This is a genomic window from Ketogulonicigenium vulgare WSH-001 (genome assembly GCF_000223375.1).
GTDB classification, from domain to species: domain Bacteria; phylum Pseudomonadota; class Alphaproteobacteria; order Rhodobacterales; family Rhodobacteraceae; genus Ketogulonicigenium; species Ketogulonicigenium vulgare.
On record NC_017384.1, the window covers coordinates 1645187 to 1670097 of the forward strand.

The 24911-nt window shown below is 60.3% G+C and carries 27 protein-coding genes and 1 tRNA gene; 20 read left to right on the forward strand and 8 right to left on the reverse strand.

What is annotated here, in order from left to right; genetic code table 11:
* Window positions 1-7: 7 nt before the first annotated feature.
* Window positions 8-793 carry a hypothetical protein gene (locus KVU_RS07980; RefSeq protein ID WP_013383007.1) on the reverse strand — a complete coding sequence of 262 codons (786 nt, stop codon included), beginning with the start codon at window positions 791-793 and terminating at the stop codon, window positions 8-10.
* 220 nt (window positions 794-1013) lie between these two features.
* On the opposite strand from KVU_RS07980, the gene KVU_RS07985 reads away from it, so the two are divergent.
* The 13 genes from KVU_RS07985 to KVU_RS08045 all read left to right on the forward strand — a co-directional run bounded on the left by KVU_RS07985 (window position 1014) and on the right by KVU_RS08045 (window position 12934).
* Window positions 1014-2081 carry a hemin-degrading factor gene (locus KVU_RS07985; RefSeq protein ID WP_013383006.1) on the forward strand — a complete coding sequence of 356 codons (1068 nt, stop codon included), beginning with the start codon at window positions 1014-1016 and terminating at the stop codon, window positions 2079-2081.
* Window positions 2081-2923: a heme/hemin ABC transporter substrate-binding protein gene (locus tag KVU_RS07990; RefSeq protein WP_060486268.1), complete on the forward strand. Its 843-nt coding sequence runs from the start codon at window positions 2081-2083 to the stop codon at window positions 2921-2923. The genes KVU_RS07985 and KVU_RS07990 overlap by 1 nt, the downstream gene beginning before the upstream one ends.
* A gap of 4 nt (window positions 2924-2927) precedes the next feature.
* Window positions 2928-4004 carry a FecCD family ABC transporter permease gene (locus tag KVU_RS07995; protein ID WP_060486269.1) on the forward strand — a complete coding sequence of 359 codons (1077 nt, stop codon included), beginning with the start codon at window positions 2928-2930 and terminating at the stop codon, window positions 4002-4004.
* A complete protein-coding gene (locus tag KVU_RS08000; protein ID WP_013383002.1) occupies window positions 4001-4792 on the forward strand; it encodes a heme ABC transporter ATP-binding protein in 792 nt (263 codons plus the stop codon). Before KVU_RS07995 ends, KVU_RS08000 begins: the two co-directional genes overlap by 4 nt.
* A 127-nt stretch (window positions 4793-4919) precedes the next feature.
* Window positions 4920-5942 (forward strand): substrate-binding domain-containing protein, encoded by a 1023-nt coding sequence (locus KVU_RS08005; RefSeq protein ID WP_013383001.1) that lies wholly within the window; start codon window positions 4920-4922, stop codon window positions 5940-5942.
* A gap of 57 nt (window positions 5943-5999) precedes the next feature.
* Entirely contained in the window at window positions 6000-7379 is a 1380-nt protein-coding gene (gene pstC, locus KVU_RS08010) for a phosphate ABC transporter permease subunit PstC (RefSeq protein WP_013383000.1), read from the forward strand.
* Window positions 7376-8710 (forward strand): phosphate ABC transporter permease PstA, encoded by a 1335-nt coding sequence (gene pstA, locus KVU_RS08015; protein ID WP_013382999.1) that lies wholly within the window; start codon window positions 7376-7378, stop codon window positions 8708-8710. The genes pstC and pstA overlap by 4 nt, the downstream gene beginning before the upstream one ends.
* A 22-nt stretch (window positions 8711-8732) precedes the next feature.
* On the forward strand, window positions 8733-9494 hold the full coding sequence (gene pstB / locus KVU_RS08020; RefSeq protein ID WP_013382998.1) for a phosphate ABC transporter ATP-binding protein PstB: 762 nt from the start codon (window positions 8733-8735) through the stop codon (window positions 9492-9494).
* Window positions 9495-9506: 12 nt separating this feature from the next.
* Window positions 9507-10217, forward strand: coding sequence for a phosphate signaling complex protein PhoU (phoU, locus tag KVU_RS08025; RefSeq protein WP_013382997.1), 711 nt, complete (start codon window positions 9507-9509; stop codon window positions 10215-10217).
* 3 nt (window positions 10218-10220) lie between these two features.
* On the forward strand, window positions 10221-10910 hold the full coding sequence (gene phoB / locus KVU_RS08030; RefSeq protein WP_013382996.1) for a phosphate regulon transcriptional regulator PhoB: 690 nt from the start codon (window positions 10221-10223) through the stop codon (window positions 10908-10910).
* A 95-nt stretch (window positions 10911-11005) separates the two neighbouring features.
* Window positions 11006-11080 (forward strand) — tRNA-Gly (locus KVU_RS08035).
* A gap of 157 nt (window positions 11081-11237) precedes the next feature.
* Window positions 11238-12470, forward strand: a complete 1233-nt coding sequence (locus KVU_RS08040; RefSeq protein ID WP_013382995.1) for an MFS transporter — start codon at window positions 11238-11240, stop codon at window positions 12468-12470.
* Window positions 12471-12643: 173 nt separating this feature from the next.
* Window positions 12644-12934, forward strand: a complete 291-nt coding sequence (locus tag KVU_RS08045; RefSeq protein WP_013382994.1) for a TFIIB-type zinc ribbon-containing protein — start codon at window positions 12644-12646, stop codon at window positions 12932-12934.
* Window positions 12935-12974: 40 nt separating this feature from the next.
* Here the strand turns inward: KVU_RS08045 and KVU_RS08050 are convergent, their stop codons facing one another.
* From KVU_RS08050 to KVU_RS08075, 6 genes are read right to left on the reverse strand one after another with little or no spacing between them, the layout of a single operon-like run.
* Window positions 12975-13574, reverse strand: a complete 600-nt coding sequence (locus KVU_RS08050) for a nucleoside 2-deoxyribosyltransferase (RefSeq protein ID WP_013382993.1) — start codon at window positions 13572-13574, stop codon at window positions 12975-12977.
* A complete protein-coding gene (locus KVU_RS08055) occupies window positions 13571-14155 on the reverse strand; it encodes an ATPase AAA (RefSeq protein WP_013382992.1) in 585 nt (194 codons plus the stop codon). The genes KVU_RS08050 and KVU_RS08055 overlap by 4 nt, the downstream gene beginning before the upstream one ends.
* Window positions 14156-14184: 29 nt before the next feature.
* Entirely contained in the window at window positions 14185-14919 is a 735-nt protein-coding gene (locus KVU_RS08060; protein ID WP_013382991.1) for an ABC transporter permease, read from the reverse strand.
* Entirely contained in the window at window positions 14916-15662 is a 747-nt protein-coding gene (locus tag KVU_RS08065) for an ABC transporter permease (RefSeq protein WP_014537868.1), read from the reverse strand. The genes KVU_RS08060 and KVU_RS08065 overlap by 4 nt, the downstream gene beginning before the upstream one ends.
* Window positions 15659-16435, reverse strand: coding sequence for an ABC transporter ATP-binding protein (locus KVU_RS08070; protein WP_013382989.1), 777 nt, complete (start codon window positions 16433-16435; stop codon window positions 15659-15661). Before KVU_RS08070 ends, KVU_RS08065 begins: the two co-directional genes overlap by 4 nt.
* A 55-nt stretch (window positions 16436-16490) precedes the next feature.
* Window positions 16491-17516 carry an ABC transporter substrate-binding protein gene (locus tag KVU_RS08075; RefSeq protein ID WP_236953074.1) on the reverse strand — a complete coding sequence of 342 codons (1026 nt, stop codon included), beginning with the start codon at window positions 17514-17516 and terminating at the stop codon, window positions 16491-16493.
* 117 nt (window positions 17517-17633) lie between these two features.
* Between KVU_RS08075 and KVU_RS08080 the strand changes: the two genes are divergently transcribed.
* From KVU_RS08080 to KVU_RS08095, 4 genes are all read left to right on the forward strand, one after another.
* Complete coding sequence (locus KVU_RS08080) at window positions 17634-18530, forward strand: MurR/RpiR family transcriptional regulator (protein WP_014537869.1); 897 nt, start codon at window positions 17634-17636, stop codon at window positions 18528-18530.
* A gap of 71 nt (window positions 18531-18601) precedes the next feature.
* Entirely contained in the window at window positions 18602-19744 is a 1143-nt protein-coding gene (glf, locus tag KVU_RS08085) for a UDP-galactopyranose mutase (protein ID WP_013382985.1), read from the forward strand.
* 215 nt (window positions 19745-19959) lie between these two features.
* Window positions 19960-21123 (forward strand): Hint domain-containing protein, encoded by a 1164-nt coding sequence (locus tag KVU_RS08090; RefSeq protein ID WP_013382983.1) that lies wholly within the window; start codon window positions 19960-19962, stop codon window positions 21121-21123.
* Between the two features lie 230 nt (window positions 21124-21353).
* Window positions 21354-21959, forward strand: coding sequence for a class I SAM-dependent methyltransferase (locus KVU_RS08095; protein WP_013382982.1), 606 nt, complete (start codon window positions 21354-21356; stop codon window positions 21957-21959).
* A 481-nt stretch (window positions 21960-22440) separates the two neighbouring features.
* Here KVU_RS08095 and KVU_RS08100 read toward each other — a convergent pair whose 3' ends face one another.
* Complete coding sequence (locus KVU_RS08100; protein ID WP_013382981.1) at window positions 22441-22737, reverse strand: hypothetical protein; 297 nt, start codon at window positions 22735-22737, stop codon at window positions 22441-22443.
* Window positions 22738-22803: 66 nt separating this feature from the next.
* Here KVU_RS08100 and KVU_RS08105 point away from each other — a divergent pair, with 66 nt between their 5' ends.
* From KVU_RS08105 to KVU_RS08115, 3 genes are all read left to right on the forward strand, one after another.
* Window positions 22804-23211 carry an SOS response-associated peptidase family protein gene (locus KVU_RS08105; RefSeq protein ID WP_013382980.1) on the forward strand — a complete coding sequence of 136 codons (408 nt, stop codon included), beginning with the start codon at window positions 22804-22806 and terminating at the stop codon, window positions 23209-23211.
* A 6-nt stretch (window positions 23212-23217) separates the two neighbouring features.
* Entirely contained in the window at window positions 23218-23415 is a 198-nt protein-coding gene (locus KVU_RS08110; RefSeq protein ID WP_013382979.1) for an SOS response-associated peptidase family protein, read from the forward strand.
* Window positions 23416-23647: 232 nt separating this feature from the next.
* Complete coding sequence (locus KVU_RS08115; RefSeq protein ID WP_013382978.1) at window positions 23648-24850, forward strand: Hint domain-containing protein; 1203 nt, start codon at window positions 23648-23650, stop codon at window positions 24848-24850.
* Window positions 24851-24911 lie beyond the last annotated feature (61 nt).

A 24911-nucleotide genomic window follows, 5' to 3' on the forward strand; every position in this document is an offset into this window, starting at 1 on the left:
GCTGCGCTTATTGAAGCAGGCCGATTGCCGTGCGGGACGTCACATTGATCGCGGCGGTGCAGGCGCCGGCCTCAGTGCCCTCAACGGTGCAGCTTTGCCAATCGTTCACCAGCACATTGCCCAAACCGTCACAGGCACTGCCCGTCACTTCATAGCGGCGCACGCGGGTCTGGCCTGCGGCGACATCGCCGAGTTCAAACACCGTCAAACGCGACAGCCCGCCGTTCGTGTCGAACAGCGCGGTTTCGGCCATCATGCCGCCCAGGGGCTGTGATAACCCGTTGCGGGTGACAAAGGTCAGACGACAGCTGCCCTCGAACGATTCCAGACGGTTCAGCTCGACACTGATCTGTCCTTCGGTCACATCGGGGGTGCTGATGCGGCTGGCGACATCAAGATTTTGTGCGCAGGCCTGCGGGTCAAGGCCGACCGCCTCGCAGGTCAGGGTGCGGTTCACGATCACTTGGCCAACGTCATCACAGGCGCGCCCACGCAGATCGAACTGCTTCACGCGCACCGCGCCTTGGGGCACTTCGGTGAACTCGAGCAAGGTGAATTGCGCCGCCTCGCCTGCCGTATCCATCACGACGGCCTCAAAACTCAGCTTATAAAGGTTTTCTTCCAACCCGTTGCCGACGACGAACGACACGCGACAGGCGCCGTTTACATCCTCTTTGGCGTTCGCCTCGACCGCTAGGCGGCCGGGGGTGACCTGCTGGGCGGCGAGCGGCGCAGCCGCTGCGAAAAGCGCAAGGCCTACGGCCAGCGAAGAAATCATGCGCGTTTGGATCATGTGCATTCCAGTTTACAATCTGTTTCGCAGCCTGTTCATAGGCGGTGGAGACCAAAGCAATCGGCGCGCGCAGCGCGCAGCCGCCTTGCCTATACCTGCATCTCCGAGTAAATTAATCAACAATGCCGTTCAAGAGGAACGGTGATCACCAGCCACGTTACCGCATTTCCCCTCGTGCGGGCCGCAGCCAGATACGCCAGCTTCAAACCACAGGTGCATCATGGCTGCAGCCGATACCCACGCCCAAATTCCGACCCCGGCCGAAATCCGTCAAGCCCGCGCTGACAATCCCAAGGCGCGCGACCGCGATCTGGCCGAAAGCCTTGGCGTCTCCGAGGCCGCGCTGGTCGCCGCCTATGTGGGTCACGGCGTCACGCGCATTGCCGCAAACCCTGATCAGCTGATGCCCCTGATCCCCGCTTTGGGCGAGGTTATGGCCCTGACCCGGAACGAGGCTTGCGTCCATGAAAAGGTCGGCACCTATTCGGAATATCACGCGAACCCCCATGCGGGTTCCGTGCTGAACCCGAACATTGATCTGCGCACCTTCCCCAAACATTGGGTGCATGGCTTTGTGCTGGAAAAAGAGACCGAAACCGGCACCCGCCGCAGTATTCAGGTCTTTGACAGCGCAGGCGATGCGGTTCACAAAATCTTCCTGCGCGAGGGCTCGAACGTAGAGGCGCTCGAGGCCGTGAAAGACGCGCTGCGCCTGCCCGAGCAGTCGGATGTGGTCGAGACCACCGCCCGTCCCGCCGTCCAAGGCCCCAAAGCCGACCCGAGCAAAGCCGACGCCCTGCGCGCCGATTGGCAAGCGATGACCGACACGCACCAATTCCTGCGTATGGTCAGCGGCCTTGGCATGAACCGTCTGGGTGCTTACCACACGGTCGGTGCGCCCTATGCCCGCCTGCTGGACAAGACCGCTTTCCAAGCCATGCTGGACGGTGTTGTCGCACAAGAGATCGGCATCATGATCTTTGTCGGCAACCGCGGCATGATCCAGATCCACACCGGCCCGATCTATAAGCTGATGCCGATGGGCCCGTGGCAGAACATCATGGACCCCGGTTTCAACCTGCACCTGCGCGCCGATAAAATCGCCGAAGTTTGGGCTGTGACCAAACCGACCAGCCGCGGCGATGCGATTTCGATCGAGGCATTTGACGCCGAAGGCGACATCATCTTGCAGGTCTTTGGCGTGCAAAAGCCGGGTATGGAACATCGCCCGATGTGGAACGCCTTGGTCGAGGCTCTGCCTTCGGCCCAAGTCGAAGAGGTCGCATAATGCGGCGCCTTTTGCTGACCTCGGCCATCGCAATTGCGGTGGCCACGGGCGCTCAGGCGCAGGATCGCATCCTGTCGCTGGGCTCGTCCGTCACCGAAATCCTGTTCGCCATCGGTGCCGAGGATAAGGTCATTGCGCGCGATCTGACCTCGACCTATCCCGCCGCTGCCGAGGCGCTGCCCGATGTCGGTTATGTCCGCGCCCTGTCGCCCGAAGGCGTGCTGTCGGTGAATGCTGATATGATCATCGCCGAACCTGACGCGGGGCCGGTCGAGACGATCGACGTTCTGAAAGCCGCCTCGATCCCGTGGGTGACGGTGCCTGCGGGCTGGGATGCCGCCCAGATCGTCGAGAAAATCAACCTGATCGGCGAAGCCACCGGCCATGCGGCCGAGGCCGCCGCGCTGGCGGCCACTGTGACAGCGGAGCTGGAGACCGCCGCCACCGCAGCGGCAGAGATCCCCGAGGATCAGCGCAAGCGCGTGCTGTTCATCATCTCGACCAATGGTGGCCGCGTGATGGCCGCAGGCAGCGAGACCGGCGGCAATGCGATCATTGAACTGGCGGGCGCGGTCAATGCCGTGCAGGGCGTCGAGGGTTACAAGCCCCTGACCGACGAGGCGATCACCGCCGCTGCCCCCGATTTCATCTTGATGATGGACCGCGGTCATAATCTGGATGCGGCGAATGACGAGCTATGGGCGATGCCCGTGCTGGCCTCGACCCCCGCAGGTCAAAATCAGGCCGTGATCCGCATGGATGGCATCTATCTGCTGGGCTTTGGCCCCCGCACCGGCGCCGCCGCGCTGGAGTTGCATAACGCGCTTTACGCCGGAAACTAAGCCCATGACTTTCGCCCTATCACATGCCGCCAGCGTGGATAACGCCGACCCGCGCGAGGTTCGCGCCCGCAGGTTAACCCTGCTGCTGATCGCCGCGCTGGTTGTGACCTGCGGCGCATCGGTGATGTTCGGCGCATCCGGCACGTCGGTGACCAAGGTTCTAGGCCAATTGTGGCGCGGCGAAGAGATCGCGCTGATCGACCAGATCGTTCTGCTGCAAGTGCGCATCCCGCGCATGGTGCTGGGCGTGCTGGTGGGCGCAAGCCTTGCCGTCTCGGGCGCGGTCATGCAGGGTCTGTTCCGCAACCCGCTGGCCGATCCTGGTCTGGTCGGGGTTAGCGCAGGCGCCAGCCTTGGGGCGATTACGGCGATTGTGCTGGGCGGATTCCTTCCGGCGGCGGCGCTGGCTTTTGTCGGCGGCTGGCTGGTGCCGGCGGCGGCCTTTGTCGGCGGCTGGGGTGCGACGATGGCGCTTTATGCGGTTGCAACGCGCTCGGGGCGCACCTCGATTGCGACGATGCTGCTGGCGGGAATTGCGCTGGGGGCGCTGACGGGCGCGATCTCGGGCATCCTTGTGTATCGGGCCAATGACAATCAGCTGCGCGATCTGACGTTCTGGGGCATGGGATCGCTGGCCGGTGCGAACTGGCCAAAGGTCCTCAGCGCCGCGCCCTTGATCGTCATCGCACTGGCAGTTGCGCCGTTTCTGGCGCGGTCGCTGAATGCGCTGGCTTTGGGCGAGGCGGCGGCGGCCCATATGGGCATTCCGGTGCAAAAGATGAAATCCGTCGCGATCCTGACGGTTGCGGGCGCAACCGGCGCGGCGGTGGCGGTGTCGGGCGGCATCGGCTTTATCGGCATCGTCGTCCCGCACCTCCTGCGTCTGGCCGCAGGGCCGGATCACCGACATTTGCTGGTGAACGCGGGTCTTTTGGGCGCGATTGTGCTGCTGCTTGCGGATATGATCAGCCGCACCATCGTCGCACCTGCCGAACTTCCTCTTGGTATTGTGACAGCCGTTTTGGGTGGCCCCGTCTTTTTGTGGGTGCTGCTGCGGCAACGCGGAGTGGTCGACCTATGACTGTGACAGCACGACAGATCAGCGTCAAACTGGGGCGCAAACAGATCCTCGAGGGTGTGGATTTCACGGCCGCAGGGGGCCGCCTGACCGCCATCGTCGGGCCGAACGGGTCGGGCAAGACCACCTTGCTGAAAGCGCTGACAGCCGAGATCGGTAATGGTGACGGCGTTGAAATCAACGGTCGCGCGATCAATGCGTTAAAGCCGTGGCAACTGGCGGCGATGCGTGCGGTGATGCCGCAGGCCACCAGCCTCGCCTTTCCCTTCACCGCGATCGAGGTCGTGCGCCTTGGCCTGCAGGCCGGCGTCCATGCCGCCGACCGCACGCTGGCGCGCCGCGCGCTGGAACGTGTGGGGCTGCAAGATAAGGCCGAGCAGCATTACCAACAGATGTCAGGGGGCGAGCAGTCGCGCGTCCATCTGGCCCGCACCCTGTGCCAGGTCTGGGAGCCGATGGCCCATGGCAAACCGTCATGGCTGTTTCTGGACGAGCCGGTCTCGGCCCTCGATATCGGCCATCAGCTGCTGGTCATGGATATCACGCGCGACTTTGCACGCGCGGGCGGCGGCGTGGTTGCGGTCATGCACGACCTGAACCTGACTGCGCTTTATGCCGATCATGTTGTGCTGATGCGCGATGGCGCGATTCTGGCGGCGGGCGCGGTGCAAGATGTGATGACCAGCGAAAACCTGTCCCGCGCCTATGGCTGCGCGTTGCGGGTGAACCATGCCCCCACCGCAGATCACACGTTCCTGCTGCCCCATGCTGCCAGTTCACACGCGGCGTGAAGGAACTTTCTGCACTGTCATAATTCTGTTACGTTCATGTCACATTCCCTACGCACGGATCCCTTAGATCCCCGGGCGACGGTGCTGCCACAGCGCTACCACCGCACCCACGACACAGGAGTATGTCATGTCGTTGAAGACCGTTTGCGTTTCGGCAATCGCCATCGCCGCTGTTGCTGGCGCCGCTCAGGCCCGCGACAACATCCAGATCGCCGGCTCGTCCACCGTTCTGCCCTATGCCTCGATCGTTGCCGAATCGTTCGGCGAGAACTTCCCTGAATTCCCGGTTCCCGTTGTTGAATCGGGTGGCTCGTCGGGCGGCCTGCAGCGTTTCTGCGCTGGCATCGGCGAAAACCAAACCGATATCGCCAACTCCTCGCGCCCGATCCGCGCTGGCGAAATCGAGACCTGCGCCGCAAACGGCGTGACCGACATTATCGAGGTCCGCGTCGGCTATGATGGCATCGTGTTTGCCTCGGCGCTGAACGGCCCGGAATTCGCTTTCACCCCCGCTGACTGGTACAAGGCGCTGGCCGCTGAAGTCGTCGTCGACGGCGAAATCGTCCCGAACCCCTACACCACTTGGGACCAAGTAAACCCCGCCCTGCCCGCACAGCAGATCCTGGCCTTCATCCCCGGCACCCGTCACGGCACCCGCGAAGTGTTTGACGAAAAAGTTCTGGTTGCTGGTTGCGAAGAATCGGGCGCGGCTGAAGTGCTGAGCGCTGCACGCGGCGACGAGGCTGCCTGCGTTGCCCTGCGCACCGACGGCGTCTCGGTCGACATCGACGGCGACTACACCGAAACGCTGGCCCGCATCGCGGCAAACCCGCAAGCGCTGGGCGTCTTCGGCCTGTCGTTCTACGAAAACAACACCGACACCCTGCGCGTTGCAACCATGTCGGACATCGAGCCGACTGTCGAAGCGATCGCAACCGGCACCTACCCCGTGTCGCGCCCGCTGTACTTCTACATCAAGAAAGCCCACATCGGCGTCATCCCCGGCCTGAAAGAATACGCTGAATTCTTCATGTCGGACGACATGGCTGGCCCGGCTGGCCCGCTGGCCCAATACGGTCTGGTGTCCGATCCGGAACTGGCCGAGACCCAGGCCCTGATCGCCAACGAAACCGTGATGGCTTCGAACTGATGATCAAGCGGGGGCGGCCAACAGGCCGCCCCCGGCAACTTTCGCGGCAGGACTCCCATGCCTTTACTTTGGACGCTTATCGTCATTCTCGCCATCGCGGCGATTGGTTACTGGCTAGGCCGTAGCCGCGCTATGCAATCCGCTGGACACAGCACCCGCGCGCTGCACTCGCTTCCCGGATATTACGGCTGGAACGTTGCCATCTGGGCGATGGCTCCGGCTTTTTTGCTGATTTTGGTCTGGCTGGTCATCCAGCCCGCCTATGTGAACCATATCGCCCTGCAAGCGTTGGGTGATGCCGCGCAAAACAGCGGCTCTGCCAGCCTGCTGCTGGCCGACGTCCACCGTATGGCCGACCAACTGGCCGCAGGCAGTGCCATCAGTGCCGAGGGTCCGACCGCCGCAGCCGCGCAACTATCGTTTGCCGCGAATACGGCGGGCCGCATGTGGATGAGCATCGCGGCCATTGCACTGGCCCTTGCCGGCACCGCTTATGCCTGGTCGCGCACCAATGCTCAGTTCCGCGCCCGTCCCCGTGTCGAGGCTGCCGTCCGCACCCTGCTGATCGCATCCGCATCCATCGCGATCCTGACCACCGTCGGCATCGTGGTCGCGCTGATTTTCAATACGATCGCCTTTTTCCAAGCCTATCCTGCGCTGGACTTTTTCTTTGGCCTGACCTGGAGCCCCTCTGCAGGCGGCGTCAATTCGCGCCTTGGAATTTTGCCGCTGCTGTGGGGCACGCTGTATATCTCGTTCATCGCGCTGCTGGTTGCGGTGCCGCTGGGCCTGTTTTCGGCGATCTACCTGTCGGAATATGCAAGCCCCCGCATCCGCGCCATCGGCAAGCCGATGCTCGAGGTGCTGGCCGGTATCCCCAGCATCGTTTACGGCCTGTTCGCCCTGATCGTCGTCGGCCCGCTGCTGATGAGCTGGTTCAGCCCGACCGGTATGCTCGGCCTTGGCTGGATGCGCGGTGGCACGGCTGTTATCACCGCAGGCGTCGTGATGGGGATCATGATCATCCCCTTTGTCTCGTCGCTGTCCGATGACATCATCAACGCGGTACCGCAAAGCCTGCGCGATGGCTCGCTGGGCTTGGGTGCCACGCGGTCGGAAACGATCCGTCAGGTTGTGCTGCCCGCCGCGCTGCCCGGTATCGCCGGTGCGATCCTGCTGGCCGCCAGCCGTGCCATCGGCGAGACGATGATCGTCGTGATGGGCGCAGGTGCCGCCGGTGTGCTGTCGCTGAACCCGTTCGATGCGATGACAACCGTCACCGCAAAGATCGTCAGCCAGCTGACCGGAGATGCGGATTTCTCGTCGCCAGAAGCGCTTGTCGCCTTCTCTCTTGGGATGACGCTGTTTGTCATTACGCTGGGGCTGAACGTCCTCGCGATGGCCATCGTGCGCAAATATCGCGAGCAATACGAATGACCGATATGAACACAACCCCGAAACAATCGCTGCTTGCCCCCGATGCGCGCACCAAAAAGCGCAACGCAGCCGAAGCGCGGTTCCGCGCCTATGGGATCGGCGCGCTGCTGATCGCCATGGGCTTTCTGATCGCGCTGATGTGGTCGATCTTTGGTAATGGCATCGGCGCCTTCACGCAGACATTCGTGAAAATCCAGGTGCCGCTGGAAGAATCGGTGCTGGACCCGAACGGCAACCGCGAACCGGCTGATCTGGCACGTGCCACAACGCTGCGCTACGGCTCGCTGCTGCAAGGCGCGATGGCCTCGACCCTAGAGCGCGAGGGGATCACCACCGATATGGAGCCTGCCGCGCTGGCCCAGATCCTGTCGTCCTCCGCCGCCGCCGAAGTACGTAACCGCGTGCTGGCCGAGCCGAGCCTGATCGGCCAAACCGTCGAACTGGAGGTTCTCGCCTCCTCGCGCGTCGATGGTTACATGAAAGGCCGTGTGTCACGCGAAAGCCTGGCCCGCGACCGTAATCTGTCGCCCGCCGCGCTGAACGTCGTGGACCAGATGCGCGATGCCGGCGTGATTGAACGCCGCTTTAACTGGAACTTCATCTTCGGCTCGGATGCATCCGATCAGCGCCCCGAACAGGCCGGTATCGGTGTGTCGATGCTGGGTTCGCTTGCGATGATGCTGGTGGTTCTGGCGCTGTCGCTGCCAATCGGCGTCGCCGCCTCGATCTATCTCGAGGAATTCGCCCCCCAGAACCGCTTTACCGACCTGATCGAGGTGAATATCTCGAACCTTGCAGCGGTGCCGTCCATCGTGTTCGGTATCCTTGGCCTTGCGGTCTTCATCCAGATCATGCACCTGCCGCAATCCGCGCCGGTGGTGGGGGGCCTTGTGCTCACGCTGATGACGCTGCCGACGATCATCATCTCGACCCGCGCGGCGCTCAAAGCGGTACCGCCCTCGATCCGCGACGCGGCTTTGGGGATCGGGGCGTCGCGGATGCAGGCGGTGTTCCACCATGTGCTGCCGCTGGCAATGCCGGGCATTTTGACCGGCACGATCCTGGGCCTTGCACAGGCCTTGGGGGAAACCGCGCCCTTGCTGCTGATCGGGATGGTGGGGTTCATCGCCTCGAACTACCCCGGGAGTGTCGACGCTGCATTCAACGCACCGAACTCGGCCATGCCTGCACAAATCTATGAATGGGCCAAACGCGCTGACCCGGCCTTCTATGAACGCGCTTGGGGCGGGATCATCCTGCTGCTGGTGTTCCTCTTGCTGATGAACTTCCTCGCCGTTCTGCTGCGCCGCCGGTTCGAGCGTAAATGGTAAGCCTGCTTAAAGGTCATAAAAAATGAACAACCCCAAGATCATGGCCCGCAATGTGCAGGTCTATTACGGCGACACCCACGCCATCAAAGACGTGAATGTCGACATCGACGACCGCACGGTCACCGCCTTTATCGGCCCGTCGGGCTGCGGGAAATCGACCTTCCTGCGCACGCTGAACCGGATGAACGACACGATCGCAAGCGCGCGTGTCGAGGGCGAGATCCTGCTGGACGCCGAGAACATCTACGACCCAAAGGTCGATCCGGTGCAATTGCGCGCCAAAGTGGGCATGGTGTTCCAAAAGCCGAACCCCTTCCCCAAATCGATCTATGACAACGTGGCCTACGGCCCGCGCATTCACGGTCTGGCCAAGAACAAGGCCGATCTGGACGACATCGTCGAGCGCGCCCTGCGGCGCGGCGCGATCTGGAACGAAGTGAAAGACCGCCTGCATTCGCCCGGTACCGGCCTGTCCGGCGGCCAGCAACAGCGTTTGTGTATCGCCCGCGCTGTCGCAACCGAACCCGAAGTGCTGCTGATGGACGAGCCCTGCTCGGCGCTTGACCCGATTGCAACCGCTCAGGTCGAGGAGCTGATCGACGAGCTGCGCGCCACCTATTCGGTGGTGATCGTGACCCACTCGATGCAGCAGGCCGCGCGCGTCAGCCAAAAGACCGCCTTCTTCCACCTCGGCAATCTGGTGGAATTCGACGACACCACCAAAATCTTCACCAACCCCGAAGACCCCCGCACCGAGAGTTACATCTCGGGCCGTATCGGCTAAGGAGAGCGTGATATGAGCGAACAGCACATTGTCTCGGCCTATGACCGCGACCTCGAGACGATCCAAGCCCTGATCTTTAAGATGAGCGGTCTGGTCGAGGACGCCATCGGCCGCAGTATCGAAGCCCTTTCGACCCGCGATGTCGAACTGGCCGAACAGATCCGCGCCGCCGACAAGCAAATCGACGCGCTGGAAGAAAAGATCAATGACGAGGCCGCCCGCACCATCGCGCTGCGCGCACCGGTGTCGAAAGATCTGCGCATCATCCTGTCGGTGCTGCGGATTTCGTCCAGCCTCGAGCGGATCGGCGATTACGCCAAGAATATCGCCAAACGCGTGACGGTGCTGGCAGAACAGCGCGCCATCACCGAATCGGACGCCACGCTGCGCCGCATGGCCCGCGAGGTCGAGCGGATGCTGAAAGACACGCTGGACGCCTTTGTGCAGCGCGACGCTACGCTGGCGCAGGAAATCATCGGGCGCGATACTGAAATCGACCAGATGTATAATGCGCTGTTCCGCGAATTCTTCACGCATATGCTGGAAGATCCGCGCAACATCACCGCCTGTATGCATCTGCACTTTGTGGCCAAGAACCTGGAACGGATGGGCGACATCGTCACCAATATCGCCGAGCAGGTCATCTATGTGACCACCGGCAACCGTCCCGAAGAGCCGCGCACCAAAGAAGATGAAACCCCCTTCATCGGTAAGGTAGACTAAGCAATGGCAAGCCAACTGCCCCATATTCTTGTCATCGAAGATGAACCCGCCCAGCGCGAAGTTCTGGCCTATAACTTCGAAGCCGAGGGTTACCGGGTATCAACAGCGCCGAACGGTGATTCGGCGCTGTTGCAACTGGCCGAAGAGCCGCCAGATCTGATCGTCTTGGATTGGATGCTGCCCGGCGTTTCGGGGATCGAGATCTGCCGCCAGATCAAAGCGCGGGCTGAAACCCGTGCGATCCCGGTGATCATGTTATCGGCCCGTTCCGAAGAGGGCGACAAGGTGCGCGGTTTGGAAACCGGCGCCGATGATTATGTGACCAAGCCCTATTCCATCACGGAACTGCTGGCGCGCGCCCGCGCCCAGCTGCGCCGCACCCGCCCCGCCACCATCGGCGGCGTGCTGCGGTTCGAGGATATCACCCTTGACGGCGAGACCCACCGCGTCACCCGCGACGGCAACGAGCTGCGCCTGGGCCCGACCGAGTTTCGCCTGCTGACCACGCTGATGGAGCGTCCCGGCCGCGTCTGGTCGCGCGAGCAGCTGCTGGATCGCGTCTGGGGCCGCGATATCTACGTGGATAGCCGCACCGTCGATGTCCATGTCGGACGTCTACGCAAGGCCTTGATGATCCACGGCGGCACCGACCCTCTGCGCACGGTGCGCGGGGCCGGATATGCGCTGGGTTGACCTTTGACAGTTGACGTTTGGTCGTCGCAAGGGGAGCGATTTTTCCCCTTGCGCGCCAAGGTCGAAACCCATAATTAGCCCATACCAACACGGAAGCGGGCGTAGCTCAGGGGTAGAGCATAACCTTGCCAAGGTTAGGGTCGGGCGTTCGAATCGCCTCGCCCGCTCCATATTAAACACAAAGGCCCGGCCGTCAGGCACGGGCCTTTTGTTTTGCCTAGAGCCTGCGACATATGCGTCAAGTTTAGGCGACAGACGCACCAAGCCTTGCCCCTGCCGTCTTGTGTGACAAGTTAGGGGCAGACGCCTGATCCCGAAAGCCTGAAGATGACTGACGATCCCGCAGGACAGCCGCCGCGCGCGCCTGCCGAAAACCCGATTTTGGTTGTGGGGCTGACCACCGCTATTCAGGCAATGACATCCTATGGTTTGCTGTCACTGCCGGTGGCCAGCGTGTTCTATGCCGCCGATTTTGGCCTGCCCGCATGGATCGTCGGGGTGCAGATCTCGGGCATTTATTGCGTTGCGCTTTTCAGCTCGCTGATCGCGTCGAATATGGTGCGGCGACTGGGCGGCGGGCGTACATCACAGATCGCGCTGCTGGCGATGGCACTGGGCGTGGCCTGTATCGCATCGGGTCTGGGCGCGCTGCTGCTGCCCGGACTGGTGCTGATGGGACTGTCCTATGGGCTGCCGAACCCCGCCGCCAGCCATCTGCTGCGCCGCTTTACGCCCCCTGCAAGGCGCAACCTGCTGTTTTCCATTAAACAAGCGGGCGTGCCGATCGGCGGCGCGATGGGCGGCATCGTCACCGCATGGATTGCGCATCACGTCAATTGGCAGGCGGCGCTGTGCCTGCCTGCGCTCCTCAGTCTGACGCTGGGCGTGGTTTTGCAACTGGTGCACAAAGGCTGGGACGATGACCGCCAACGCGACCAGCGCGTGCTGCAAGCGCCGCTACGCGATCTGATCCGAGTCTTTGGCTTTCCGCGTTTCAAGGCGATCTTTGCCTCGGGCATGTTGCTGGCGGCGGCACAGCTTTGCGTGTCGACCTTTATCGTCCTGCTGCTGGTGGTGGATCTGCAGATCGACCCGATCACCGCCGGCGCAGGCCTGTCACTGCTGCAAATCGCCGGCATCTTGGGGCGGATCAGCACCGGCGCGCTGGCGGACTTTTTCCGCAGCGGTCTGCGCGTGCTGATCTGGCTGGCCTTGGCACTGGCCGCGACCACGCTTGTTCTGGTGCTGACGCCTGCCCCTTCGGCGCTGCTGCTTACCGCGCTGCTGATCGTGATCGGCCTGCTGTCCAGCGGCTGGTCCGGCGTCCTGATTGCCGAGGCCGACCGCTGCGCCCCGCCCGCCTATGCCAGCGCTGCAACCGCTGCGCTGATGTGCGGAACCTTCTTTGGCGTCATGATATCGACCACCGCCTTTGCCGGGATCGTGCAATTATTCGGCACTTATCGCACGCCATTCGCCATGATCGCGATGGGCTGTATTGTGGCGGCGGGCCTGCTGCGCATCGCCTATCGTGCTGATATAAATGATAAAGAGGTCTAACCCTGACATATATGTCAGTCAGATCGGCGGCTATTTGCCGATCAGGTGATAGGTTTAACGGCCGCGCAGACCCGCGTGCCTTGATGCGCCCCCTTTGCACCCCCACTTGCAATGTGAATGCGCCAATCGAGGAGACGCAAGTGAAGTGCCCGGTAGATAACGAGACCCTGGTGATGACATCCCGCAACGGGGTCGAGATCGACTATTGCCCGACCTGTCGCGGCGTTTGGCTGGATCGCGGCGAGTTGGACAAGATTGTCGAGCGTTCCGAGCAGGTCGTTGCGGCCGCGCCTGCGCCCGCAGCGGCCCCCCAGCCCGATCGTCACCGCGATGATGACCGTGGCGGCCGCTATCGCGATGACCGTGGGCGCGGGGATCGCTATGACGACGATGACGACGACCGCCGCGACGGACGGCGTGGACGGCGCCGTGAAAGCTTCCTTGGCGATCTTTTCGATTTCTAAACATGACCCCCGGGCCGCATACGCCGCCCGGGGTTTTTCTTTAAGACGTGCGCGCGTCCCAATAGGCGCGTGCCGCCGCCAGACAATCGCGAAACGCCTGAAGGTCACCTAAAAGATCAGCGTCGGCCGCGACAGCACCCACGACAAAGGCGCCGCCGCTTTCCTCGGCTGCTGTATCCAACATCAGGTTGTCGACCATGTCGTGGTTCTCGATCATCAGCCCATCGGCCCCGCGCGCCACGCCGTCGATCACCTCGGGCTGGGCGCCCGCGTAATAATCGGCACTCAGGCGCGTGAAATAGTCGCGATCCGTGTTCGTATAGGCAAACACAGGTTTACCCTGTGCACGCATATAGCCCACCTCGAACGCGGTACCGACATCAGCCGATATCCCGCGAAACGGGGTCAGATTTGCGATGATAAAATCCGCCTCGTCCATCTTGCGCTCGTTCGCAAGGCCGATGCTGATGCCGAACTGTCGCGCGGTTTTCCCGACAGGGTCCAGATCATCCTCAGCCAGGGTCGAGGGATCGAAACCGTATTCCAGCGCGATCTCGCCCTTTTTGCGCATGACCTCGGAGGCATTGCGAAAGAAGACATCCGGGCCCGCAATATAGACCTTTTTACGGATGTGGCTCACGTCAGCTTGCCTTCGTCCAGCGCCTTGATGATCCAGTTTTTCCAAGTCTGATCCTTGCCTTCCATCTCGGGGATCACAACGGACGCTTCCTCCATGAAAAACCGGTAATCGCGGCCCATTTCTTGGCCCCGACCGGTGTGCATATCCAGCGCGATATCCAGGATCTCGGGCATACGCTCGCCCAGCTCAACCGAGCGGCGCGCCCAGTTCACCAGATCATCCGATGTGCGTTCCTTGACCGAGCCTGCGATCATGCGGATGGCATGGGCGGCGAACAGGAAGCGGTCGCCAGCCGGGCGCGGATAGCGCATATGCTGCTGATACAGCGTCTCGATAATCGAGGGCAGGCCGGGATTGCCCAGCCCCACATCCTCGACCGCGATCACGCACAGGCGCGACCACAGCATTTCTTCCATTTCGGGGCTGGTCAGGAACATTTCCCAGCCCAGCAGGATTGCATTTTCCAGCAAGCCGCGACGCAGGCTTTTTTGGATACACGAGATAACCTCATCCGCGGCAAAGCCGTGCTGGGTCGTCGTGCGTTGCCACGGATCGGGCGGTTGCTGCACCTTGATTGCCATAATAGTCTCCTTCGGGGTTGGTGCGGCGCTTACGACCAGCGGGCTTTAACGGCCCGCTCGGCCCGATGCGCGAGGAAAAAACAAAGCACGGCCGTCAGCGTCACCACCAGCGAGACGCCAAAGGCGCGCTCCATGGCGAAACGGCTGGTTGCCTGTGCGAAAACATAGCCCAGCCCGCTGCGGCCCATCAGATACTCGGCCAAAATGGCAGCAAGAACCGATTCCGGCACGATCAGGCGCAGGGCGATCATCATATCCGGCACGGCAGAGGGCAGGACGAGGCGGCTGAAGCGCTTGAGACGCCCGGCCCCCAACACGCGCATCAGGTCGTCCGCCCCGCGCGGCAACTGTTGCAGGCCTTTGCCGACAAAAACAAAGGTCGGAAAAAAGGCGGCAATGGCGACGATGGCGATGACCGTTGTGCTGCCATAGCCAAGTATACGCGCAATGATCGGGATCAGCGCCACCACCGGCACGGATGAGAATATCAGACCAAACGGCGTCAGCACCCCGGCCAAAAACCGCGAGGCATAGGCGAGACAGGCCACCAGCACACCAAGGGCGGAACCGATCAACAACCCGGCAAAGGCCGTCCACAAGGTTTGCAACGTATTGACAGCATAGAGCCCCGGATTGCCCAGCATATCCATCAGCACTGGCAGCGGCGCGGGCAAGACGATGGAATTCAGCCCCGACAGCGAGACCCCCAGTTGCCAGATCGCCAGCAGCAGCAGGATCGGCCAGTTGCGCGACAAAAAGGTCATGCGAACCTCCGCGCGACAAGGCGTTCTGCTTGGGTCATCAGCAGATAGAGCGCAAGTGATGGCACCATGACCAGCAGCACCGCCGACCACAGCAGCGGGATCTGGAAATTCTGCATGGCGGAAATCATCAACAACCCCAGTCCGCGCGAGGCGCCGAACCATTCGCCCACGATCCCCCCCATAAAGGCGACCGGTACAGCAAGCTTCAGGCCGGACACGATCGCGGGCAGCGCCGCAGGTATTTCCAGACGAAAAAAGCGGGTTTGCGGCTTTGCGCCCAGCACGCTGAACAGATCATGATGGGCGCGATGCGCGGCCTCGAGGCCCGAAGTCGTCGCGACATAGACAAGGTAAAAGACCGCCAGCGCGGCAATCGCGACCGGGATCTGGTCGCGCTGCAACAAAACCATGAACACAGGCGCAAGGGCGATGCCCGGCGTTGCATGGATCAAGGCGACAAAGCGGTCGATCCCCGGCCGTGTCACCCGCCAAACCCGCACCAGCGCAGCCAGCGCAAAACCGATCCCCACGCCAAAGACATAGCCCAGCCCGACCGCCACAAAGCTGGCTGTAGCCGCGCGTTGCAACAGCGCATGGTTCGCAGGATTACCCAAAAATCCCAACACGGTGCTCAGAGGTGGCCAGGTCAGTCCGGCAAGACGATACTGGCCGATCAGCTCCCACCCCGCTGCGAAAATGACGATACCTAAAATGCCAGGCAGCAGCTTTGTCAGCCGTGTCATTGCGCACCCGATGGCTCGAGCGCCTCGGTCAACTCATCGACAAGACGGTGGAATTCAGGATCGCGCATCACCGAGGGATCACGTGGGCGGCCAAAGGGCACGCGCAGATCGCGGATGACACGGCCCGGTCGGCCCGACATGACCAAGATACGGTCTGCAAGGAACAAAGCCTCGTCCACCGCATGGGTGACCAGCAGCGTCGTCAGCGTGCGCGTCGACCAGATACGCTGCAGTTCCACATTCATGTGGCGGCGTGTGACCGCATCCAATGCGCCAAAGGGCTCGTCCAGCAACAAAACATCCGGCTGCAATACAAGCGCCCGCGCAATGGATGCGCGCTGGCGCATTCCGCCTGACAACTGGCTGGGTCGCGCGTGTTCAAAACCCGTCAGCCCCACCAACGCGATCAGTTCGGCCACGCGGGCATGATCGACGCTTTGCCCGGCAACTTGGAATGGCAGCGCGATATTCTGCGCGATCGAAAGCCATGGCAGCAAGGCGTGATCTTGAAATGCAACGCCCAGCCTATGCGCCTTTGACAGCGCGGCGGGGCTGCGTCCTTCGATACTGACACTGCCGGTGGTTGCCGTGTCCAACCCTGCCACCAACCGCAAGATCGTGCTTTTGCCACAACCCGAGGGCCCCAGCAGCGCGACGAATTCACCCGGTGCAAGGCTTAGATCGATGCCCTCTAGCGCGGTCAGCTGGCGGCCACCCTCGAGTTTAAAGCTTTTTGAGACACCGCAAAGGCTGATGGCAGGATCTTTGGTCACGCGCGTATTCCGTCAAAGGGATTCCCCGGGCTGCACAGCCCGGGGAGATAGGGGATTAAAGTGAGGCAATCGCCTCTTCCAGCGGGCCAAGATCGATCAGATCGCTGGCGGCGGGCAGCCCTGTCAGGCCTGCGGCGGCGGCAACAGGCAGAATGTTCGTCTCGTACAGCGCGGGATCGAACCAGAATGGGCCGGGCGCGCCTGCAACGGCCGTCAGCGGCTGGCCCAGCTCGCTCTGGCGGATCTGTTGGTCCAGATCGAGGCCGAAATCGACACCATATTTCGTCGCACCCAGCTCGGCCCCATAGGCCGGGTTGGCGCCGTTCTCGATCCAGCCACGCAGCAGCGCGCGCAGATAGCCAACGACCAGCGGACGATTTTGCGCCACATAATCGCGCTTTGCGACAATGGGGCCTGCGGGCACATCATAGCCCAAATCGCGCAGCAGCGTGACGTGGAAATCCTGACCCGCGACCATGCCCATCTTTTCAAAGGTGATCGGCTGGTTGGTGGCAAAGGCCATATAGACATCGCCATCGCCCGCCAGCAGCGGCTCGGGCGAAAAGCCGGTCGGCACCATCTCATAGTCCAGGGGCAGACCGGCTTTGGTCAGAATGAAATCGATGGTGTTCTTATCCGCCGGCATTTGGCTGAGGATACGCTTGCCCACCAGATCCGCCGGGGTCAGTACGGGGTTGGCAGAAAGCGACATCAGCGCCGCAGGGTTGGCAGGGAAAGCGGCGCCCAGAACAACGAAATCATTGTCACGGTTCAGCGTCTCGAACAGCGGGATCCAGTCGCCACCTGCAAAATCCGCCTGCCCCGCCGCCAGTCGCACCAAAACGCCCGGTGCGTTCGGGCCGCCCGGCGTATAGGCGATCTCGATCCCCTCTTCGGCGAAATACCCCTTTTCGATCGCGACCCACAGGCCGGCATATTCAGCGTTGGGAATCCAGCCCAGCGCGGTCGAGACGACCGGCATGGATTGCGCAATCGCCATACGCGGCAGGCTGAAACCTGCAGCAGCCGCACCGCCAAGGGCCAAAAGGCTACGGCGCGAAAGAGGAAGAGCAGTTGTCATCGTCTTGAGCATCCCTGTAAAGATTTTAGGCATCTGTTGCAGGCATGTAGTTTTTCTTACATCGTCACAATCAAGATGTAATATGATTTACACGTAATTTTTTTCCGGAGACCCGCGATGAACCACGGCAACCGCCTATTTTCTGGGCTTCCGGCTGAAAGTACAGTCGCGCGGGCCATTCAAAACGCCCTGCCCGCCATGAGCGAGGCACAGCGCCGCTTTGCCGCCTTGGTTCAGGCCGAGCCGCTGCGCGTCGCACGTCTCAGTATCAATGATGCCGTTTCCGGGGCGGATGTGTCGGTCGCCACCGCAAACCGGTTCGCCACAGCGCTGGGTTACGCAGGCTATCCCGAATTTCGCGCCGATCTGATCCGTGCGTTCGAGGATTTCTTTGTCCCTGTTGAACGGCTGAAACGCCGTCAGGCCGAAAAGCGCAGTGCTATGGATATCGCGCAAGCCGCCTTTGCCGAGGATCTGGAAAGCATTGGCGCGACCGCCTCCAGCTTGGACAGCGCCTCGCTCGAGGCCGCTGTGCAACAAATCATCGCGGCGCGCCGTGTCTTTGTCGCGGGCTTTGACCTTTCTGCGCATCTGGGCGGCATGTTGGCCATCGGCCTCGTGATGACCGGCTGTGATGCGCAGACCGTCCCCTCGGGCGGTGGCGCGGTAGGGGCGGTTCGCACGCTGACCCGGATGGGGCCGCAGGATCTGGTCATCACCATCGCCTTTCCGCATTACTATCGCGACACGATAGATATGGCGGGTTTCGCCAAAGGCGCGGGCATCCCGGTGCTGGCAATCACGGATAGCCCGCGCTCGCCGCTGGTGCCGCTGGCGCAGGTCGCGCTTTATGTGACCGCAAAGCAGGAGTTGAACGCGCCCTCCCCGTCCTCTGCCGCGATCCTGAGCCTTATCGAGGCATTGGTCGCCACCGTTGCCAGCCAGCGCCCCGAAGCCGCCGAAGCCAGCGAGCGCTTTGCAAGCTCGGCCTATCCATGGATGACCAATCGCTAATCTGATTAACCGCTTCCTTACCCTTGCGGTGCTAAAACCTACGCAGCTATCTGGGGGATCGGTAAGGGGCGATGAAGAAATGCTTGGTCGTCGGGGCAGGCCTTTCTGGCGCGGTGATTGCCCGTCAGCTTGCTGACGCAGGACAGTTCATCACCGTGGCCGACAGCCGCGCCCATATCGCCGGCAATTGTCATACCGCCCGCGATGCCGATACAGGCATCATGGTTCACACCTATGGCCCACATATTTTCCACACCGATGATCGCGAAGTCTGGAATTACGTGAACGCCTTTGCAACTTTCATGCCCTACCAGAATCGTGTCAAAACCACGACCCGGGGCGCTGTTTACGCGCTGCCGGTCAATCTGCACACGATCAATCAGCTGTTCAATACCGCCCTGCGACCCGACGAGGCGCGCGCCTTTATTGCTGCCAAAGCCGACATCACAATCACAGACCCGCAAAGCTTTGAAGAACAGGCGCTGCAAATGGTCGGCCGCGAGATCTACGAGGCGTTCTTCAAGGGCTACACAAACAAGCAATGGGGTTGCCCGCCCAGCGCCCTGCCTGCGGCGATCCTCAAACGCCTACCGCTGCGCTTTTCCTATGACGACAATTACTTTTGCCAACAATTCCAAGGCATTCCAAAGGACGGCTATACAGCGATGGTGGCGCGCATCCTGGATCATCCGCGCATTGCAGTGCGGTTGAACACCCATGTCAGGCGCGACGAGATCAAAGGCTATGACCATATCTTCTATTCTGGGCCCATCGATGCGTGGTTTGGCTATACGCTGGGCCGACTGACCTATCGCACGCTGGAGTTTGAGCGTTTTTATCACGACGGCGACTATCAAGGCTGCGCCGTCATGAATTATGCCGATCTTGAGATTCCCTATACCCGCATAACCGAGCATAAACATTTCGCACCATGGGAGCAGCATGCCCGTTCGGTACTGTACCGCGAATTCTCACGCGCCTGCGGGCCGGGCGATATCCCCTTTTACCCCACGCGCCAATCACGCGACAAAGACCTGCTCCACAGCTATGCCGCGCTGGCGGCACAGGAAACGCATGTGACGTTTATCGGCCGCCTGGGCACCTATCGCTACCTCGATATGGATCAGACCATCCGCGAGGCATTGGACTGTAGCCGCGCATGGCTGAAAGGCGCGGGCCAACGGCCGACGGCCTTCCACCTTGATCCGGCTTAAATCGCGCCAAAATTGCATATGACATTTTCATACGCGGTGGCAGTTGCGTCAGCGTGCATCAGCGGACTTTGATGGTCAAAAGCCCCTGCAAAGCCCCCATCTTGGTCCAGCCGCCTGATCATAAGCGCCGCCAGATGCACCAGACATATCAATAAATTGACGCATCACGTCGGTATTACATAAAAGGTTAAGAAACGCCGATATGAAAGAATCACATGCCAACCTTTACCCTTCAGATCCGCACTCCCGCGGCTGGTTACGACGTTGTGGACAACGATCAAGGTAAGCTAAGCACCTATTCCGACGCCATAATTGTCAATACCGATAGCAACGTCTTCTCTTCGGCCGCTTATAGATCGGCGTTGGACGTTTATCGGGAACAGACGGCGGGGACCAATCCCAGCTATGACCAATACCTGACATATCTTATTGATCTACTGCCCCAATTCGGCGTGAATACAACAGCCGAAGATTTCACACAACAACATGGCCCCACCTTTCCTGCGGGAAGCTTTGTCTTTTTTGGTCATACTTGGAGCAGTTCACCAGGCGGAAAAGACTTTGATGTTATGGAGGTTTTGCTGCTCGATCCTGAAAAATTGACGTCCCAAATCAATTATGTCGCACCGGTATATGGATTTATTGGCGATATCCCAGACGCGGGCGAGCCATTTCAAGTCATGCATAATACGCATCAAGCGGGATATCTTCCCGACAAGCCTCCAATTTCATTTGATATTTCTCGCTACATGCTTGCGCCTTGCTTTACGGCGGGTACATTCATCGAAACAGATCGCGGGGATATCGCGATCGAGGCGTTACGCATAGGCGATCTTGTCAAAACGATCGATAATGGACTGCAACCCATTCGCTGGATCGGCTCAAGCAGGATCTGCAGCAATGCACTTTCGTCAAATACCAAACTGCGGCCGATCCAAATCAGCGCCGACGCCCTAGGTGCGGGTGTCCCGGCGCATGATCTTGTTGTTTCGCCGCAGCATCGCGTGCTGATCCGCTCTAAAATATCCGATCGGATGTTCGGAGCCGCTGAAGTTCTTGTTCCAGCGGTAAAATTGACCGCCCTGCCCGGCATTTTCACCGATAACTCCTGTGATCCGGTGGAGTATTTCCATATTTTATTCGATCAACATGAGATGGTGAGGTCAAACGGCGCGATCACCGAAACCCTGCACACCGGCCCAATCGCATTGCGCAGCCTGTCGAGCGCAGCGCGCGCCGAGATTTTCGCAATCTTCCCAGAGCTCGCCGCGCTTGGCGTGCCAAGGCCGCTTGCCCGTTCAACGCCTGCGGGCAAAGATGCGGCAGCACTGATTGCGCGGCATTTGAAAAACCAAAAGCCTGTCCAGATCGGGCTATAATTGCGGCCATTACACAGGCAGGCCCATCGGCAGACTTGCATGGCCGCCTGCGCTATTTGGGTTTGCGCAGCCATCAGCCGATTTCAACACGCGACAGGGGCCTAAACGCCAGCCGATCTGAACACAAATGTGAGGTCGCAAATCCCCGCAGCCTTGGATATGACAGCGGGGCCCGCCATGCGCCCACAGCCATTGGCGCATGTGCTTTCGATAGCTAAGAGAGGCGCAATATGAATGCGTTGCGTGTAGATTTCGTAACTGGAGCGGTCGCTTATAGGCTAAGGTCCGGTGGCGGCAAATCACAACCGATCGCGCGCGCGCTGGGCTTTCGCGCCGGGCAAGACATGAATGTCGTGGATGCGACCGCTGGCTTGGGGCGCGACTCATTCTTGTTCGCTTCGCTGGGCGCGAACGTGACGATGATCGAGCGTTCTGCCCAGATGTACGCCTTATTGCGCGCCGGCATGGATGAAGCGCGCGCCGCAGGGCCTGAATTTGCAGACATTATCAACCGAATGACATTGCTTCATGGCGATGCAATGCAGCTGCTGCCCGGCCTGTCGCCCGATGTCATATTCGTCGACCCGATGCATCCCCCGCGCCGCAGCTCGGCATTGGTTAAGCTAGAGCTGCGCCAAGTGCGCGAGATCGTCGGCTTTGACGAGGATGCCGCCGATCTCATGCGCGTCGCCCTTGCGCATGCGAAAAAGCGAGTCGTCCTTAAATGGCCGCGCAAAGGTGACGCCATGGCGGGCATCCCCGCCCCTTCGCATCAGATCTTGGGGAAATCGACACGGTATGACGTGTTTATCACAAAACGCGGTCCTGGCGTTTAGCACAAGGCAACCACCGCATCGCGGCGCAAGACTGCGGTTGAAGTGAGGGGACATTGCCCGCGAAAACATGCCGATTATGATCCGCATGGTTGCGGAAGGCTGTGATCTATAGGGGGATAAGGCTGGTGCTGTGAGAGAGGATTGAACTCTCGACCTCTCCCTTACCAAGAATGTGATCTGTGCCCAAGTATTTGATATTTGCACAATGAAGCGCTCTTTTTACAGCCTACACAGGCCGATGTGCAGCCTTTGTTCCCATTTGCAGGTTCAACGAACCAACGAGCACTCCCCAGATAGGCTATCCAGTCCCAAGAGGCCGAATTGGCATGACAGCAAACCCATCACCTGAGCCTGAAATCCGCGGATTGTGTTGCGCGCCGCTCGAACAAGTAACGGCGAGAATCACGACCCGAGGCACCAAGCAAAATCGGCGTACCGGAAACTTCCACTAGATCTTACACGCTCAGGCATCTTCATCCCGCTAGATCCACTTGGTCACCCGCCCCACTGGCCGCCGGATCTTGCCGATCCGCTGCATCAGTTCAGGATAGGGAAACATCCATCGCATCACCATCCACTCTCCTGTCCGGCACGCCGCACATGGCCAGGGCGGGACATGGGCCTCGTGGAACGGCTCCAATACCTTGACCAGATCAGAGGCCCAGTAATACCGCTGCTGCTTGCAGCCGGTGCACTGCATTGCGATCAGCAAACTGTCGCGCGCACAATCACTGACGCTGCGATTGCGGAATTTGTTGGTGGTCGGCACCGCTGGCATGTGACGCTCTCCTAACGGACAGGAACATTACCAGAACACTTTAGCGCTTCCCATACGGAGAAATCCATGTGCAATCTCTACAGCCACACTTCCACTCAAGAGGCGATGGCGCGGCTCTTCAAACCCAATGAGGTGGTGGATCGCCTAGGAAATTATGAGCCGCAGCCAGAGATTTATCCCGACCAGTTGGCGCCGATTGTGCGGGCCGAGGGCGATCAGATCATCTTGCAAACTGCCCGCTGCGGCCTGCCGACGCCAGAGACCTATCTGGAGGGGCACGCGGTCGATCGAGGCGTGACCAACATCCGCAACACCAGCTCACCCCACTGGCGGCGCTGGCTGGGCACTGCGCACCGCTGCCTTGTGCCTCTGACCTCTTTTGCCGAGCCTGCAGGCAAGGGAAAAGGCAACGTATGGTTTCACCTTGCCGACTACCGGCCCGCCATGTTCGCGGGCCTCTATGTGCCAGACTGACCGAGCGTGCGCAAAAAGGCGGACGGCGAGACGACAGACAACCTGTTCGCCGCCCTTACTTGCGATCCGAATGCGACGATCGTACGGATCCACCCCAAGGCCATGCCTGTCATTCTGACCCAACGCGCCGCGCTGCGCACTTGGCTGCGCGCGGGTTTGAATGAGGCGCGTGCACTACAAAACCCCATAAAAGATGAGTTTTGATCGTCGAGCGGGATTAGGCTTGAAGTTAGGTTTCAATGCCTTGCAAGAGGCCGCACACAAGAATCGCTTGCTAGTATACTTTTCTATTTACTTAAATTAACGCAGGGTTAAGGTAACTTATGCCGTAAAGGCATAACGTCCGTAGACTATAATTCGCTCAAAAACGCCTGCGAAAACGAGAGTTTTTCTCGTTTAAAGTTTGTAACTTAATCGGTGATATCAGGAGCTTAACATGCCTTACTTAACTGCAGTAAATGGTGCGGTGGTTAACCTTAGTCTGCCCACACCCATCTTAACTCTTCCCTCAACCAACATTCTTAATGCCTTCGGCACATCGACGCTGTTTAGTCAGTATAACGTCGATGGGGTCGGCGATGGCTCTACGCCTGAAACGGTCCAGGGCGGCGACTATCTCGCCCCGATCATTGGCGGTTCGCCAGTGCCTGGAACTTACGCGGGTTCTGGCACTTTCCAGACTGCCGGCCTAACAGTCGGCAATGCCTTTTTGGGGGCAACGGTTCGGCTGAACCCGGTGGACGTCGACTACTTTGTTGACGAGAATGACCAACTTTACATCATCAGCGACGCACCTCTAGACGCAGCAAACCTGACTGTGACTATCACGGTTAACGCGCTAGGAACGTCAACGCCGCTCACACTGCCACTTACAGATCTTCTGACCAACCCAATCGTTGCCCCGGTGCTGGGACTTCTGGGTGGCCCTAACGCGGTCAACAATATCCTGAATCAGGTCATCAACTCACAGACGTTTGACCCTAACGGCACGATGACCATTCCACCTGGCGAGATTAACGACATCGTTTGCTTTGTTGCAGGCACGATGATCCTTACTCCCGATGGTTACCGTATGGTCGAGACGTTGCAGGTCGGCGACCTTGTGATGACCAAAGATAATGGTGCCAAACCCGTTAAATGGGTCGGTGTTCGCAAGCTTTCGGCAGCTGAAATTATCGTAAATCAACACCTGCGTCCCATTCGCATCAAAGCTGGTGCGCTGGGTGTAAACATCCCATCGCAAGATTTGATGGTCTCGCCGCAGCACCGTGTACTAGTTCGCTCTAAAATCGCGCAGAAGATGATACAGAGCGACGAAGTGCTCGTTGCAGCCAAGCAATTATTGCAGCTTGGAGGTATTGATATCGCCACTGATCTTACGGAAGTTGAATATCATCACTTCCTTTTCGACCAGCACGAAATCGTGTTCTCTAACGGCGCTGAAACTGAATCGCTCTATACCGGCGCTCAGGCTTTAAAAGGTGTCGGAGCCGAGGCACGTCGCGAGATCTTCGCGCTGTTTCCAAATCTTCTTGATCAGGAGAAAGCGCCTATCGAAGCACGCCCCATGCTTACCGGCCGCAAGGGGCGCAGGCTCGCAATGCGGCATATGCAAGCAAATCGGCCGCTCGTGGTATAAAAAAGTAGGAGAGCCTTCGGGCTCTCTCATCTTACCAACACCCGGACGCCACCCCGAAATC

Bases quoted from the DNA above. Each gene is read 5' to 3' on its own strand.
- KVU_RS07980 (WP_013383007.1), bottom strand. From the start codon at position 793: ATGATCCAAACGCGCATGATTTCTTCGCTGGCCGTAGGCCTTGCGCTT.
- KVU_RS07985 (WP_013383006.1), top strand. From the start codon at position 1,014: ATGGCTGCAGCCGATACCCACGCCCAAATTCCGACCCCGGCCGAAATC.
- KVU_RS07990 (WP_060486268.1), top strand. From the start codon at position 2,081: ATGCGGCGCCTTTTGCTGACCTCGGCCATCGCAATTGCGGTGGCCACG.
- KVU_RS07995 (WP_060486269.1), top strand. From the start codon at position 2,928: ATGACTTTCGCCCTATCACATGCCGCCAGCGTGGATAACGCCGACCCG.
- KVU_RS08000 (WP_013383002.1), top strand. From the start codon at position 4,001: ATGACTGTGACAGCACGACAGATCAGCGTCAAACTGGGGCGCAAACAG.
- KVU_RS08005 (WP_013383001.1), top strand. From the start codon at position 4,920: ATGTCGTTGAAGACCGTTTGCGTTTCGGCAATCGCCATCGCCGCTGTT.
- pstC (WP_013383000.1), top strand. From the start codon at position 6,000: ATGCCTTTACTTTGGACGCTTATCGTCATTCTCGCCATCGCGGCGATT.
- pstA (WP_013382999.1), top strand. From the start codon at position 7,376: ATGACCGATATGAACACAACCCCGAAACAATCGCTGCTTGCCCCCGAT.
- pstB (WP_013382998.1), top strand. From the start codon at position 8,733: ATGAACAACCCCAAGATCATGGCCCGCAATGTGCAGGTCTATTACGGC.
- phoU (WP_013382997.1), top strand. From the start codon at position 9,507: ATGAGCGAACAGCACATTGTCTCGGCCTATGACCGCGACCTCGAGACG.
- phoB (WP_013382996.1), top strand. From the start codon at position 10,221: ATGGCAAGCCAACTGCCCCATATTCTTGTCATCGAAGATGAACCCGCC.
- KVU_RS08040 (WP_013382995.1), top strand. From the start codon at position 11,238: ATGACTGACGATCCCGCAGGACAGCCGCCGCGCGCGCCTGCCGAAAAC.
- KVU_RS08045 (WP_013382994.1), top strand. From the start codon at position 12,644: ATGACATCCCGCAACGGGGTCGAGATCGACTATTGCCCGACCTGTCGC.
- KVU_RS08055 (WP_013382992.1), bottom strand. From the start codon at position 14,155: ATGGCAATCAAGGTGCAGCAACCGCCCGATCCGTGGCAACGCACGACG.
- KVU_RS08060 (WP_013382991.1), bottom strand. From the start codon at position 14,919: ATGACCTTTTTGTCGCGCAACTGGCCGATCCTGCTGCTGCTGGCGATC.
- KVU_RS08065 (WP_014537868.1), bottom strand. From the start codon at position 15,662: ATGACACGGCTGACAAAGCTGCTGCCTGGCATTTTAGGTATCGTCATT.
- KVU_RS08075 (WP_236953074.1), bottom strand. From the start codon at position 17,516: ATGACAACTGCTCTTCCTCTTTCGCGCCGTAGCCTTTTGGCCCTTGGC.
- KVU_RS08080 (WP_014537869.1), top strand. From the start codon at position 17,634: ATGAACCACGGCAACCGCCTATTTTCTGGGCTTCCGGCTGAAAGTACA.
- glf (WP_013382985.1), top strand. From the start codon at position 18,602: ATGAAGAAATGCTTGGTCGTCGGGGCAGGCCTTTCTGGCGCGGTGATT.
- KVU_RS08090 (WP_013382983.1), top strand. From the start codon at position 19,960: ATGCCAACCTTTACCCTTCAGATCCGCACTCCCGCGGCTGGTTACGAC.
- KVU_RS08095 (WP_013382982.1), top strand. From the start codon at position 21,354: ATGAATGCGTTGCGTGTAGATTTCGTAACTGGAGCGGTCGCTTATAGG.
- KVU_RS08100 (WP_013382981.1), bottom strand. From the start codon at position 22,737: ATGCCAGCGGTGCCGACCACCAACAAATTCCGCAATCGCAGCGTCAGT.
- KVU_RS08105 (WP_013382980.1), top strand. From the start codon at position 22,804: ATGTGCAATCTCTACAGCCACACTTCCACTCAAGAGGCGATGGCGCGG.
- KVU_RS08115 (WP_013382978.1), top strand. From the start codon at position 23,648: ATGCCTTACTTAACTGCAGTAAATGGTGCGGTGGTTAACCTTAGTCTG.